13 protein-coding genes are annotated in these 12863 nt (G+C 73.9%); 3 read left to right on the top strand and 10 right to left on the bottom strand.

Going from position 1 to position 12863, the window contains the following annotated elements; genetic code table 11:
- Positions 1–42: 42 nt before the first annotated feature.
- Positions 43–1554, bottom strand: coding sequence for a glycerol kinase GlpK (gene glpK / locus ACIBST_RS42595; RefSeq protein WP_397179202.1), 1512 nt, complete (start codon positions 1552–1554; stop codon positions 43–45).
- Between the two features lie 21 nt (positions 1555–1575).
- Complete coding sequence (locus tag ACIBST_RS42590) at positions 1576–2382, bottom strand: MIP/aquaporin family protein (protein ID WP_397179201.1); 807 nt, start codon at positions 2380–2382, stop codon at positions 1576–1578.
- A 110-nt stretch (positions 2383–2492) separates the two neighbouring features.
- Between ACIBST_RS42590 and glpD the strand changes: the two genes are divergently transcribed.
- Positions 2493–4175 (top strand): glycerol-3-phosphate dehydrogenase, encoded by a 1683-nt coding sequence (glpD, locus tag ACIBST_RS42585; protein ID WP_397179200.1) that lies wholly within the window; start codon positions 2493–2495, stop codon positions 4173–4175.
- Between the two features lie 81 nt (positions 4176–4256).
- Here the strand turns inward: glpD and ACIBST_RS42580 are convergent, their stop codons facing one another.
- From ACIBST_RS42580 to ACIBST_RS42570, 3 genes are all read right to left on the bottom strand, one after another.
- Positions 4257–5243 carry a S66 peptidase family protein gene (locus ACIBST_RS42580; protein WP_397179199.1) on the bottom strand — a complete coding sequence of 329 codons (987 nt, stop codon included), beginning with the start codon at positions 5241–5243 and terminating at the stop codon, positions 4257–4259.
- Positions 5244–6410 (bottom strand): HesA/MoeB/ThiF family protein, encoded by a 1167-nt coding sequence (locus ACIBST_RS42575; RefSeq protein WP_397179198.1) that lies wholly within the window; start codon positions 6408–6410, stop codon positions 5244–5246.
- A gap of 151 nt (positions 6411–6561) precedes the next feature.
- A complete protein-coding gene (locus ACIBST_RS42570) occupies positions 6562–7851 on the bottom strand; it encodes an MFS transporter (protein WP_397179197.1) in 1290 nt (429 codons plus the stop codon).
- A 95-nt stretch (positions 7852–7946) separates the two neighbouring features.
- Between ACIBST_RS42570 and ACIBST_RS42565 the strand changes: the two genes are divergently transcribed.
- Together ACIBST_RS42565 and ACIBST_RS42560 are read left to right on the top strand one after the other, a co-directional pair.
- On the top strand, positions 7947–8393 hold the full coding sequence (locus ACIBST_RS42565; protein WP_397179196.1) for a hypothetical protein: 447 nt from the start codon (positions 7947–7949) through the stop codon (positions 8391–8393).
- A 67-nt stretch (positions 8394–8460) separates the two neighbouring features.
- On the top strand, positions 8461–8973 hold the full coding sequence (locus tag ACIBST_RS42560; protein ID WP_397179195.1) for a hypothetical protein: 513 nt from the start codon (positions 8461–8463) through the stop codon (positions 8971–8973).
- 69 nt (positions 8974–9042) lie between these two features.
- Here ACIBST_RS42560 and ACIBST_RS42555 read toward each other — a convergent pair whose 3' ends face one another.
- The 5 genes from ACIBST_RS42555 to ACIBST_RS42535 all read right to left on the bottom strand — a co-directional run bounded on the left by ACIBST_RS42555 (position 9043) and on the right by ACIBST_RS42535 (position 12863).
- Positions 9043–9774, bottom strand: a complete 732-nt coding sequence (locus tag ACIBST_RS42555; protein ID WP_397179194.1) for a hypothetical protein — start codon at positions 9772–9774, stop codon at positions 9043–9045.
- Between the two features lie 95 nt (positions 9775–9869).
- Positions 9870–10703 carry a hypothetical protein gene (locus ACIBST_RS42550; protein ID WP_397179193.1) on the bottom strand — a complete coding sequence of 278 codons (834 nt, stop codon included), beginning with the start codon at positions 10701–10703 and terminating at the stop codon, positions 9870–9872.
- Positions 10700–11539: an ATP-binding cassette domain-containing protein gene (locus tag ACIBST_RS42545; protein WP_397179192.1), complete on the bottom strand. Its 840-nt coding sequence runs from the start codon at positions 11537–11539 to the stop codon at positions 10700–10702. The genes ACIBST_RS42550 and ACIBST_RS42545 overlap by 4 nt, the downstream gene beginning before the upstream one ends.
- The gene (locus ACIBST_RS42540) at positions 11536–12339 is read right to left on the bottom strand and encodes a zf-HC2 domain-containing protein (protein ID WP_397179191.1); all 804 of its coding nucleotides are present in this window, start codon (positions 12337–12339) and stop codon (positions 11536–11538) included. The genes ACIBST_RS42545 and ACIBST_RS42540 overlap by 4 nt, the downstream gene beginning before the upstream one ends.
- Positions 12336–12863: an RNA polymerase sigma factor gene (locus tag ACIBST_RS42535; RefSeq protein ID WP_397179190.1), complete on the bottom strand. Its 528-nt coding sequence runs from the start codon at positions 12861–12863 to the stop codon at positions 12336–12338. Before ACIBST_RS42535 ends, ACIBST_RS42540 begins: the two co-directional genes overlap by 4 nt.

Below are 12863 nucleotides of genomic sequence, written 5' to 3'. Positions count from 1 at the left end.
CGGTAAGCGCACGGTAAGGGCGTCACGCGCCTTCGGGGGCGGTCAGGACTCCCAGTCGAGGGTGCGGCTCACCGCGCGTTTCCAGCCCTCGTACCCCTTCTCGCGCTGCTCGTCGCTCCACTCCGGGTTCCAGCGCCGGTCCTCGGCCCAGTTGGCGCGCAGCTCGTCGGTGTCCTTCCAGTAGCCGACGGCCAGCCCGGCGGCGTACGCGGCGCCCAGCGCGGTCGTCTCGGCCACCACGGGACGGCTGACCGGCACGCCCAGGATGTCGGACTGGAGCTGCATGCACAGATTGTTCGCGGTGACGCCGCCGTCGACCTTGAGCACGTCCAGCACCACGCCGGAGTCCTGCTGCATGGCCTCCACGACGTCCCGGCTCTGGTAGCAGATGGCCTCCAGCGTGGCGCGCGCCAGGTGGGCGTCCCTGTTGTAGCGGGACAGGCCGACGATCGCGCCGCGCGCGTCGGGCCGCCAGTACGGCGCGAACAACCCCGAGAACGCCGGGACGAAGTAGATCCCGCCGTTGTCGTCCACCTGCCGGGCCAGGTCCTCGCTCTGCGCGGAGGAGCGGATGATGTGCAACTGGTCGCGCAGCCACTGCACGGCCGACCCGGTCACGGCGATCGAGCCCTCCAGCGCGAACACGGCCGGCCGGCCGGCGAACTTGTAGGCGACGGTGGTGAGCAGGCCGCGATCGGAGCGTACGAGGTCGGTGCCGGTGTTGAGGAGCATGAAGTTGCCGGTGCCGTAGGTGTTCTTGGCCTCGCCCGGCGCGAAGCACACCTGGCCGACGGTGGCCGCCTGCTGGTCGCCGAGGATGCCGGTGATCGGCACCTCGCCGCCGAACGCGCCGTACCGGCTGGTCGTGCCGTAGGATGCGGGCTCGGAGGACGGGCGGATCTCCGGCAGCATCTCGCGCGGGATGCCGAAGAAGGACAGCAGCTCGTCGTCCCACTCCAGCGTCTCCAGGTCCATCAGCATGGTGCGGCTGGCGTTGGTCACGTCGGTGACGTGCACGCCGCCGCGGGAGCCGCCGGTCAGGTTCCACAGGGTCCAGGTGTCGGTGTTGCCGAAGACCGCCTCGCCCCGCCCGGCCGCCTGGCGCACGCCCTCGACGTTCTCCAGGATCCACTGGATCTTGCCGCCGGAGAAGTAGGCGTCCGGCCGCAGGCCCGTCTTCCTGCGGATGACCTCGCCGCGGCCGTCCCGTTCGAGCTGCGCGGCGATCCTGGCGCTGCGGGTGTCCTGCCACACGATGGCGTTGCAGTACGGGCGTCCGGTGCGCGGGTTCCACACGACCGTGGTCTCGCGCTGGTTGGTGATGCCCACGGCGGCCAGGTCGGTGTCGTGCAGCCCGGTGCGCTGGAGGGCGGTCTCGATCACCGCGGAGGTCCTGGTCGAGATCTCGATCGGGTTGTGCTCCACCCAGCCCGCCCTGGGGAGGATCTGCTCGTGTTCGAGCTGGAACTTGCACACCTCCAGGCCGCTGTGATTGAAGATCATGAACCTGGTGCTGGTGGTGCCCTGGTCGACGGCCCCCACGAAATCGGGCATGGTCGTTCTCCTCCGTTCGGGTCAGACGCGGCCCGCGTCCTCGATGTCGGGCTCGGGCTCGGGGAGGAACCGGGCGATCATGAGCTGGTAGAGCCCCGCGCCGGCCAGGCCGCCGAGCAGGGGGCCGACGATGGGCACCCAGAAGTACAGGTCGCCGTACTGGTCGCGCCAGGCGCCGGAGTAGCCGGTGAGGAAGCTGGCCAGGCGCGGCCCGAAGTCGCGCGCCGGGTTGATCGCGTAGCCGGCGTCGGCGCCCCACGCCATGCCGATGCCGACGATGAGCAGGCCGATGACCACCGGGCCGAGGTTGGCGCCGGGCGCGAGGTTGTGCGAGTCGGACAGGGCGTACAGGACGAACATCAGGATGGCGGTGCCGATGACCTGGTCGCGGAACCCGCCCCAGGCGCCGACCGGGAGCGAGCCGTTGCCGGGCAGGGTGGAGAAGACGGTCTGGGTCTTCAGCGTGTGCCCGGGGTCCACCTTGTTCAGCACCTCGGTGTAGTTCCAGCGCACCAGCAGCGCCCCGGCGAACGCCCCTGCGGTCTGCGCCAGCGAGTACGGCAGCACCTTGGCCCACGGGAACCCGCGGAAGGCCGCGAACGCGAGCGTGACGGCCGGGTTGAGATGGGCGCCGGTGACGCGGCCTGCGACGTAGACGCCGAGCGCGACGCCGATCCCCCACGCCCAGGCGATGCTGTCGTGATTGCCGATGCCGGCCGCGACCACCTGGGCGACGACGCCCACCCCGAACAGGATGAGCACCATCGTGCCGGCGAACTCGGCGATGAGCTCACCGGCCAGTTCCAGTCGTTTGACACGTTCGACCACCGCTGCCCCCGCTTTCGTGGTGTCGGCGTTGTGTGCCATTCCCCGATCGGGGAAAGGTATACGGATCGTGAGCATATGAGCACAAGGTGTTGTTCGGGGGATCAATGAACATGACCGGGGCGATGGACGCCAGGAACCGTCAGGCAGCCATCGACCGGCTGGCGGAGCAGTCCTTCGACGTGCTGGTGATCGGCGGCGGCGTGACCGGCGCGGGCGCCGCGCTGGACGCCGCCTCCCGCGGGCTGCGGGTCGCGCTGGTGGAGAGCCGCGACCTGGCCGCCGGCACGTCGAGCAGGTCGAGCAAGCTCATCCACGGCGGCCTGCGCTACCTGGAGCAGTTCGACTTCAAGCTGGTCCGCGAGGCGCTGAAGGAGCGCGACCTGCTGGTCTCGCGGCTGGCCCCGCACCTGGTCAAGCCGGTCACGTTCCTGTACCCGCTGCAGCACGGGATCATCGAGCGGCCGTACGTGGGGGCCGGGCTGACCCTGTACGACACGCTGGAGGGCATGCGCCGGCCGATGCCCCGGCACCGGTACCTGTCGGTCAAGGAGTCGCGCCGGATGGCGCCCGGCCTGCGCGCGGACGCGGTGTCGGGCAGCATGATCTACTTCGACGCCCAGGTGGACGACGCGCGCTTCACCCTCACCCTGGCCAGGACGGCCGCCGCGCACGGCGCCGTGGTCGCCACCCGGACGCGGGTCGTCGAGATGCTGCGCGACCAGGTCAGCGAGCGCGTCGTCGGGGCCCGCGTGCACGACGAGGAGACCGGCCGCGACCTGGACGTCAGGGCCGACGCCGTGGTGGTGTGCGCGGGCGTGTGGACCGACCCGATCAACGGGCTGCCCGGCTCGGCGCCGGCCGGTTTCAAGGTCAGGATGTCGAAGGGCGTGCACGTCATGGTGCCGGGCGAGGCCATCGCCTCGTCCACCGGCATGATCATCCCGACCGAGAAGAGCGTGCTGTTCATCATCCCGTGGACCCGGCGGCGCTGGATCGTCGGCACCACCGACACCGAGTACGACGGCGACCGCGAGGAGCCGGCCGCCACCGGCGAGGACATCGACTACATCCTCGACCACGCCAACGCCGTGCTGGCCCGGCCGCTGACCCGCGACGACGTGGTGGGCGTCTACGTCGGCCTGCGCCCGCTGGTGGCGGCCGACGAGAGCTCGGCGACCACGAAGCTGTCCCGCGAGCACGTCGTGGACGTGCCGGCGCCGGGCCTGGCCACGATCGCCGGGGGCAAGTTCACCACGTACCGGGTCATGGCCAAGGACGTCGTGGACGCGGCGCTGGAGGGCTTCGACGTGCCGGGGTCGGTGACCGACCGGCTGCCGCTGATCGGCGCGGACGGGCTGCCGGCGGTGCGCGCGTCCGTACGGCGGCTGGCCGAGGACCATGACGTGGACGCCGATGTCGTGGAGCACCTCGTCCAGCGCTACGGCGCGCTCGCGATGGAGGTGCTCGCCCTGGTCGACGACGACCGCTCGCTCGGCGAGCCGCTGGTGGAGGGCTGCCCGTGGATCAGGGCCGAGGTGGTGTACGCCGTCACGCACGAGGGCGCGCTGCACGCCGAGGACGTCCTGTCGCGCCGGACCAGGATGCTCATCGAGGCGATCCCCGCCGCGCTCGACGCGGCCCCGGTGGTGGCCCGGCTGATGGCGGGGCTGCTCGGCTGGGACGAGGCCCGGGTGGAGGCCGAGGCGGCGCACTGCCGCACCCTGGTCGAGGCCGAGCGCAAGGCCCTGGCCGAGGCCACGGCCCCGCGCCGCGAGCCCGCCGCCGCGTCCTAGCGGCGGCGGGTCACCGCCCGGTCGAGGGTCACCGCCCGGTCGAGGGTCACCGCCCGGTCGAGGGTCAGTGGCCGGTCGAGGTCAGTGGCTGGTGAGGGTCAGCGACGGTTCGGGGCCGACCGTCAGGCGGGCCCGGCCGCCGACCGGGAAGGTGGCCAGCGGGTTGGTGTGGCCGACGTCGACGTTGGCCAGGACGGGGACGTCCCGCAACCCCGGCTGCGTCTCGACGATCTGCTCGAGCAGGGCCCGGGTCATCCGGCTGGCCTGCTGGAACCGCCCGATCACCAGGCCGCGGACGGTCTCGGCGCCCGGGACCTGGAGCAGCGAGGTGAGGTTGCGGGCGAAGATCGCCGGATGCGACTCCAGGTCGTCCTCGACGATCAGCAGCGCGCCGTCGAGCGACGGCATGTACGGCGTGCCCTGCAGCAGGTTCAGGGTGCAGAGGTTGCCGCCGACGACGCGGCCCTCGGCGGCGCCGGGCCGCAGCGGCCACCAGCCCTCGTTGGGCATCGGCTCGCGCCCGTCCTGGTCGAGGAACCACGGGTCGTCGGTCCAGAACTTCGACGCCTCCAGCTCGACCGGCGCGTCACCGAACAGGACGGCGGCGAACCACTCCAGGGTCTGCTCGAAGTGGTCGCGCATCCCGAACGTCGACCAGTGGGGCCCCGAGTACGTGACCAGCCCGGCGCGGGCCAGGACGGCGTTCTGCAGGGCGGTGATGTCGGAGTAGCCGCACAGGATCTTGGGGTTGGCCCGGATCAGCTCCCAGTCGAGGTGCGGCAGGAGCTCGTTGCTGTTGTAGCCGCCGATGACCGTCAGGATCGCCGCCACCGACGGGTCGGCGAAGGCGTCGTGCAGGTCGGCGACGCGGGAGGCGACGCTGCTGGAGTTGAAGGCGTCCTGCTCGTCGACGTGGCGGCCGTAGGTGAGGGTCAGGCCGAGCTCGGCGAAGCGGGCGTCGATGATCGCGGTGTGGTCGTGCTCCATGACCATCGCGCGCGAGCAGGCCGGCGCGATCACGCGGACGACGTCGCCCGCTTTGAGTTTGGGGGGATGGATGACGTCCATCTATCGAAGCATAGGCGAGCCGCTCTCCGCCTCCGCCCACACCGCGAACGAGGCCGCGTCGGCGCCGTCGCCGCAGACCGGGCAGCCGTCCGGGTCGCGCGGCCACTGGGACATGACCTCCAGCTCGCCGGTCTCGAAGTGCACGTCGAGCTGGCGGCCCAGGGCGATCGGCTCGGCGTGGCCGGTGACCAGCCGGATCGCCTCGCCGGTGATCAGCGACGCGACCAGCGCGATGTGCGGGGCGAAGGCGAGGGTCACCCGGCCGTGCTCGGCCCGCAGCGCCCCGGCGAGCTGGGCGAGGTAGCTGGGGTCGGCGCGCGAGTAGTACAGGTGCAGGCAGTCCATGCAGCCCGTCTCGTGCGGACGCACCGAGAACAGCCGGCCGCGGGTGACGAACGAGCCGCCGCACACGTACGGCACCCCCTCCTGCACGCAGCCCGCGTTCACCCGGCGCTGCGCCACGAACGGCGGCTCGTCGATCGCGCAGATCGCGACGTCGGCGCCCCGGACGAGCCGGGCGACGTCGGCGGCCGACCCGATCCTGCGCTGCACGGCGGCGAACTCGACGTCGGGGTTCACCTCCTTGGCCATCCGCGCGGCCACCGCGGTCTTGTACGCGCCGAGATCGCTCTCCCGGTAGAGGAACTGCCGGTTCAGGTTGCTCAGCTCGACCCGGTCGTAGTCGACGGCCGTGATCCGGCCGAACCCGGCCGCCAGCAGCATGGGCAGGATGTACGAGCCGCCGCCGCCCAGGCCGAGCAGCACGCAGTGGGCGCCGCGCAGCCGGTCCTGCGGCTGCTCGCGGGCGGCGGACAGGCCGGCGTAGTGGCTGAAGTAGTTGACGTTGCCCTGGTAGCGGCGGGCGTCGCCGCCGTCGTACGGGCTGGGGCGGGCGTCCTCCAGGAAGCCGCGGCCGTCCAGGTCGCGTACCGCGTCGAGCACGTCCTCGACGCCGATGCCGGGGTGCGCCCGGCCCACCGCCGCGGCGACCTCGCCGAGCGTCCGGGTGCCGTCGAGCGCTTCGACGAGGGTCCAGAGTTGTCCGTACGGGTCGGTGAAGTCGACGGTGACGCCCGCCTGGGCGCCGATCCGGAAGCGGGCGCCGTCCAGGCGGTACACCGGGTAGATGGGTTTGACGCGGATGAGTCTGTCGAGCGAAACGGGCATCTTCCTTCGTCCTTCTGCGCTGTGGGGCCGGAAACGGCCGGACGGGCATCCGGGGGCCGGCCGTTCCCCCCGGATGCCCTCGTGCTGACTGCCGCTTGCCGCGGCCTGTCGCCGGGATCAGAAAATGATCCAGCTCACCTCGACCGGCGCCTCAGTGCCCAGGTCGTTCATCTCGTACGTCATGCGATTCACCCCCTCTCGCGAATGCCCGGACCGGCCCGGAGACGAGACCGGCCACACCTGCCGCGGCCACGAGGGCGGCGCCGAAGAGGAACACCGTCCTCGGACCGGCCGCGGAAGCCAGGAGTCCCGCGAGCAGCGCGCCCACGGGGAAGAGCCCGAACGAGGCCACCAGCAGCGCCCCGGACACGCGCCCGCGGACCTCCGCGGGCAGCGTGGTGTGCACGACGGTGATCAGCAGCACGTTGCCCGCCGCGTTCGCCGCGCCCGCGCCGAGGAAGAGCGCCGCGGGCCAGACCCGGCCCTCGACCAGGCCGACCGCGCCGAGCAGCGCGGCCTGCGGGAGCATCAGCAGGACCGCCGCCCGTACCGGGTTGCGCGGGGCGCGCAGCAGGCCCGCCGCGACGCTGCCCGCGAGCGCGCCGAGGCCGAAGGCGCCCAGCACGATCCCGTACGCGGTGGAGAACGTGGCCGGCGCGCTCTCGTGCAGCAGCGCCGGCAGCCCGACCTCCAGGATCCCGGCGAACCCGAGATTGCCGACGGCGGCCAGCGTCAGGATGACCCTGAACAGCGGGAACCCGCGCACGACGGCCCACATGCCGGGCCCGCCGCGGCCCCGCTCCGGACGCACCCGGTCAGGGCGCGGCCGGACGAACCACAAGGTGGCCACCGACACGACGAACGAGACCGCGTCCACGGCGAGCGCCGGCCCCGGGCCCAGACGGGCGACGAACACGCCCGCGACCACCGGCCCGGTCAGCGCGACGGCCTGCGCGGTCGCGTAGTTGCGGCTGTTGGCGCTCTGGACCCGCGACTCCTCGACGACGTCGGGGATGACGGCGAAGTTCGCCGGCAGGAAGGCGCCCCCGGCCAGGCCGAGCACCGCCGTGGCCGCCGCCAGCGCCCAGAGCCGGTCCGCGCCGTCCCAGGCCAGGGCGCACAGCAGCCCGGCGGCCGGGGCCCGCACGACGTCGGCCGCCAGCATGACCGGCCTGGGCGTCCAGCGGTCCGCGAGCGGGCCGCCGAGCACGAGCCCGGCCAGCCGGAAGACCCCGTAGACCGTCAGCACCGTGCCGAGGGTCGCGGTGCCGTGCCGCAGCAGCACGATCCCGGGAAGGGCGACGACGAAGAACTGGTCGCCGAAGCCGGAGAACCCCTGACCGGCGATGAGCAACGCCAGCGGCGACACCGGAGAACGGCGCCGCCCGGTGACGTGGCCGGTGCGGCCGGCGGGTATCGAGTACTTCGACGAATGCCTCACGTAAATCAGGGCGTTCCATCTCGTTCCGCCCCAGTTCCATCCGCGACCGGCCCGCGCGTGCGCCGGCCGGTGCGCCAGACAAGAGGGAGCTCGGCATGACGGTCCGCAAAACGGCTTCTCTCGTCGGTTCCTGCTGCCTGCTGTGGCTGGCGACGGCCTGCACGGCCGCGCCGCCGGCCGGTCCTGCGGCGGTGCGGCCGGACACCACCCCGTCGAGCACGCCCTCACCCCGTCGCGAGGCCGTGCGCCTGCCGGGGGTGGAGGCCGGCACCACGACCGTGCTCAAGGCGGGGCCGAGGAAGGGCAGCATGGTCGTGGGGGACGTGCCGCCCGGCAGGGACGAGCTGTGGGTGCTGTTCCGCTGCCGGGGCGCGGGCAAGGCCGAGATCATCCTGGAGCCGGGCGTCGACATGCCCTTCACCTGCCTCGACGACCTGATCAGCCCCGTCATGAACCGCCTCGACCTGGGCCGCAGGAAGACCATGACGGTACGGGTCCAGGCCCCGGACTCGGTCGAGTGGGCCCTGCGCGTCACTCGTTGAGGTCGTGCGGCGGCGCGCCGGGCGAGGCTCCGGGGCCAGGTCCGTCCCGGAGCCTAGGGTGTTTGCCATGGTCAAGTGGCTTGTACTCCTGCTGGCTTGCTCGCTGACCGGATGCGCCGGTCCCGTCGGGACGACCGGGCGCACGTCGCCGTCCGCGTCCGCGCCGCCCGGATCCGCCGCGTCCGAATCCGCGCCGGACGGGTCCGCGCCGGACGGGTCGTCTCCCGGTGCCGCCGCGGGCGATGGCGGGCGGGAGGTCGGCGGGTGCGCGGACGCCCGGTGCGAGGTCACCCTCCGGGCCGGCGACGTCCTGAAGTTCGGGCAGCGTCACGGGGTCTCGCGGTTCGCCGTCGGGAGCGTCCAGGGCGACAAGGTCACGTGGGAGGCGGACTTCACCGGGGGCGGGGACATGAGCTCCCAGGGCGAGCAGGGCGGCGCGTCCACCTGCAAGTTCGACGAGGGCGGGGGCTGCTCGGGCTACATCCGGGGCGTCACCACGCTCACCCTGAACGACGTCGTCCTGCGCTTCCTCTCCTTCGACCGCGGCCGCGCCGTCGTACGGGTGACCCCGAAGCGATGACCGCCGGCCGGCCGGTCGGGCGGGCATGAGCGGGCGGCCGACGCTACCTGGTGATCGTGCTGATCGCGGTCAGCGACGGGTGGGCCCTGGCCGTCTCGGTACGGCGCTCGGCGCGCGGGCCACGGTCACCGGCCGCGGCGACGGCACCCAGGGGCGCGGGCCCGGGTCCTGGAGGAGGGCTCTGATCTCCTGGCTGATCGTGTTCATGGCGGCGCTCAGGTCGTGCAGGAGCCGGTCGGCCGCCGCCGGGTCGGTGCGGTGGCCGGTGGCGGCGGCGTCGACCGTCCCGGCCAGGTCGCGCAGGGCCCGGCCGAGCCCTTCGCGCAGGTCGTGGTGGAGGCGGCGACGTTCCTCCTCGCGGATGGCGAGCACGCGTTCCCCGGCCCGGCGCAGGTCCGCGGTGACGGCCATGCTGTGGGCGGCGCCGGCGACGTACGGGGTGATCGCGGCGACCGCCCGCGGGTCGGCGGACGGGGTGATCAGCAGGCGGCCCACCGCCCGGCCGTGCCATACGAGCGGCACGTCGCAGGCCACCGGTCCTGGCTCGCCCGCCGCGATCCGGACGCCGGGCAGCTCCACGGCGACCCCGGCGGCCGGCAGCCCGTCCTGTACCAGCTCGACCACGGCGGCCAGCGCGGCCTGCGGCCCGGTGGAGGCGACGGCCCGCCGCAGCCGCCGGACCAGCGACGCCCCCGCCCAGCCACGCACCCCGGGCACCCGGACCAGCAACGCGAACACCCGGCCCCGCACACCGGACACCCGCACGAGCAGCGCACGCGCCCGGCCCCGCACACCAGACACCCGCACGAGCAGCGCACGCGCCCGGCCCCGCACACCAGACACCCGCACGAGCAGCGCACGCGGCCGGCCCCGCGCGCCGGGCGCCCGCACGAGGGTCATGGGAGTTGCCGGGTGGCGGCGACGGCCGCGGTCGCGAGCAGGACGGCCCCGACGCCGAGCCAGAGCCCGCGCCGGGCGGAGTCGCGGGTCATCGCCAGCGCCCCGGCCCCCAGGCTCAGCGCCAGCAGGTAGAGGGCGTGCCAGTCGGGCGAACCGGACACGAACCCCACGGCCTCCAGGTACGGCGGCGGCCCCCACCGCGCGAACTCGACGTAGAAGCCCAGCATGGTCAGCGTCGAGTGCAGCGGCTCCACCACCCCGTTGACGGCGACCAGCGCCAGCATCACCAGGACGGACGCCCCCGGCCACGGCAGCCACCGGGCCACCGCGACCCCCAGCGTGCCGGCCCCGAGCACGCACAGCGGCCCGGCCGCGATCTCGTACGGGCTCGGGAAGCGCTCCAGCTCGACGCCGGCGACCGCGCAGACCGTCGCCAGGACGGCCTGCATCGCGCAGGCCAGCAGGAACGGCCCCAGCGCGGCCAGGCAGGAGGCCGCGGTGCGCAGGTCGCGTCCGGCGGGGGTGGCGGCCAGCAGCTCGTCGGTGCCCGCGCGTCTGGTCGCCGAGGCCGTGAGCGTCGCGGCGAAGAACACCGGCACACCCAGCGGGAGGACGAGTTCGTTGGTGAGCGCGCTGTAGGCGGGCCGGGGCGCCCATTCCGTGGTGGCCAGGCCGACCAGGTACAGGGCAAGGCCCGTGATCGCGAGCGGGTGCAGCATCAGCCGCCGGGTCTCGGCCAGCGCGAGCGAGGGCAGCAGGTGCGCGGCGCCCCCGCCGTTCTCCAGCTCGTCGGATCCGCCCGGTGCGACCGGGCTCACGTGGCGGGTCATGCCGTCGTCTCCGTGGTCGCGCCGGTGAGGAGCAGCAGGTAGCCGTCCTCCAGGGTGGGGTCGGCGGGGCGGGCGTCCCCGGGGGCGGGGCCGAGGCCGCGGTACAGGCCGTCGCCGGTCCGCCGCGTGCGGCCGCCGACCTTCTCCGCCGACACCCAGACCTGCCCCTCGGCCAGCGCCCGCAGCTCGGCGGGGGTGCCGGTGAACGCGCACCGGCCGCCCTTGAGCACGACCACCCGGTCGCAGAGGGCGGCGACGTCCTCCGTCTGGTGGGTGGACAGCACGACCGCGCGGTCCTGGCCGAGCCGGGCGACCAGCTCGCCGAACAGCAGCCGCTGCTCCGGGTCGAGGCCGGCGGCGGGCTCGTCCAGGAGGATCAGCTCGGGCTCGCCGAGCAGGGCCTGCGCGATGCCGAGCCGCCGCCGCATGCCGCCCGACAGCGTACGGACGCGCCTGCCGCTCACGGACGTGAGCCCGACCTCCTCGATCACCCGGCGCACCTCGTCGTGCCTGGACCGGCGGTGTGTCATCTCCTTCAGCACCGCCACGTAGTCGACGAACTCGAAGGCGGTGAGTCCGCGCTGGAAGCCCAGTTCCTGCGGCAGGTAGCCGAGCCGCCGCCGGATCTCCAGCCGGCCCGTGCCCGGGTCGCGGCCGAGCAGCCGCAGCTCGCCGCCGTCCGGCGCGAGGACGGTCGCCATGACCCGTACGAGGGTGCTCTTGCCCGCGCCGTTCGGGCCGAGCAGGCCGGTGACGCCCTTGCCCGCGCTGAGGGTGAGCCCGTCCAGGGCCCGGTGGCGGCCGTAGGTCTTCACCAGGCCGACTGCCTCGATCATGAGAACTCCCTGCGGCGGACGGCGAGCAGCACGACGGACAGCACGATGACGGCCAGGTAGCCGGCCTGCCCGGCGGCCCCGAACATGGCCAGGTCCGGCTCGCGCACGTTCGTGGCGACGACCGCGGCCACCCAGGGCACGGTCACCGCGACGGCGCAGCGGCGCGGGTCGTACCGGCTGGACAGCGCCAGGGTCAGCGAGGTCAGGGCGAGCGAGGGCAGCAGCCACGCGGCCGTCGCCCAGCCGCCGCCCGGCAGGGTCAGCCCGGCCGCCAGCGCCAGCGCCGACGACGTCGCCACCACGGCGGCGGCCCGCATCAGCATCAGCCGGAACGTCGAGTACGGCGCGGCCAGCCCGATCTCGTACGCCGGATCGCCGTCCCGCCCGAAGGCCACGGCGACCCCGGCCACCGGCACGACGGGCGCCAGCGTGAGGAACGTCAGCAGCCCCCACCGGGTCGTCTCCCCCGAGGCCAGCGCGGCGAAGAACAGCGCCACGGCGCTCGCGGCCAGCCACGGCAGCCGCAGCGAGGTCGTGGCGCCCAGCAGGCGGGCGGTGTGCTCGCGCATCCCGGCGGCCCGCAGCAGCCGTTCGACCGGGCGGGGCGCGGGCGCGTCCACGGCGTCGGCGATGTCGTCCCAGACCCGGTCCAGGCGGGCCCGCGGCACCCGCGGGGCCAGCAGGAGCCGGCACTGCTCGCAGGCCAGCAGGTGGGCCTCGACGGAGGCGGCGGGCGTCGCGGCCAGCTCGCCCGCCGCGTACGCCGCGGCCATGCCGTCGTCCATGTGCCAGGCGCTCACGCCAGTTCCTCCCTCAGCAGCGCGCGGGCGCGCATCATCCGGGTCTTGACCGTCCCGGCCGGGATGCCGAGCAGGCGCCCGGCCTCGCGGGTGGTCAGGCCGTCCAGGACGGTCGCCTGGACCACGGCGCGCAGCTCCGGGGAGAGCTGGTTGAGCGCCCGGCCGAGCTCGCCGTACTCGATGCCGAGCAGCACCTGCTCCTCGGCGGAGACCATGACCTGCTCGTGGGCGGGCAGCGCCGCCGCGGGGCGGCGGCGCAGCTGGTCGAGCAGGCGGCGCACGCCGATCCCCCAGATCCAGGCCGCGACCTCGCCCCGACCGTTCCATTTGCGCGCGGTACGCCAGACCGCGACGAAGGTGTCCTGGACCGCCTCGTCCACCACGGCCGGGTCGGCGCAGCGGCGGGTGAGCCGGAGGAGCAGCCAGGGCGCGTGCCGGGCATAGAGGACTTCCAGCGCACGCCGGTCGCCGTCGGCCACGGCGGCCAGCAGCCGGGCGTCCTGCCACGTCTCGTGCTCGCTCAC

It is taken from the genome of Nonomuraea sp. NPDC049684, assembly GCF_044465345.1.
GTDB lineage: Bacteria > Actinomycetota > Actinomycetes > Streptosporangiales > Streptosporangiaceae > Nonomuraea.
The sequence above is the reverse complement of the archived record's forward strand: the minus strand, read 5'-3'. Positions and strand labels throughout refer to the sequence as shown.

What these genes read in the sequence shown, in the direction of transcription:
- glpK (WP_397179202.1), bottom strand. Translation starts at nt 1,554, where the DNA reads ATGCCCGATTTCGTGGGGGCCGTCGACCAGGGCACCACCAGCACCAGG.
- glpD (WP_397179200.1), top strand. Translation starts at nt 2,493, where the DNA reads ATGACCGGGGCGATGGACGCCAGGAACCGTCAGGCAGCCATCGACCGG.
- ACIBST_RS42580 (WP_397179199.1), bottom strand. Translation starts at nt 5,243, where the DNA reads ATGGACGTCATCCATCCCCCCAAACTCAAAGCGGGCGACGTCGTCCGC.
- ACIBST_RS42575 (WP_397179198.1), bottom strand. Translation starts at nt 6,410, where the DNA reads ATGCCCGTTTCGCTCGACAGACTCATCCGCGTCAAACCCATCTACCCG.
- ACIBST_RS42565 (WP_397179196.1), top strand. Translation starts at nt 7,947, where the DNA reads ATGACGGTCCGCAAAACGGCTTCTCTCGTCGGTTCCTGCTGCCTGCTG.
- ACIBST_RS42560 (WP_397179195.1), top strand. Translation starts at nt 8,461, where the DNA reads ATGGTCAAGTGGCTTGTACTCCTGCTGGCTTGCTCGCTGACCGGATGC.
- ACIBST_RS42550 (WP_397179193.1), bottom strand. Translation starts at nt 10,703, where the DNA reads ATGACCCGCCACGTGAGCCCGGTCGCACCGGGCGGATCCGACGAGCTG.
- ACIBST_RS42545 (WP_397179192.1), bottom strand. Translation starts at nt 11,539, where the DNA reads ATGATCGAGGCAGTCGGCCTGGTGAAGACCTACGGCCGCCACCGGGCC.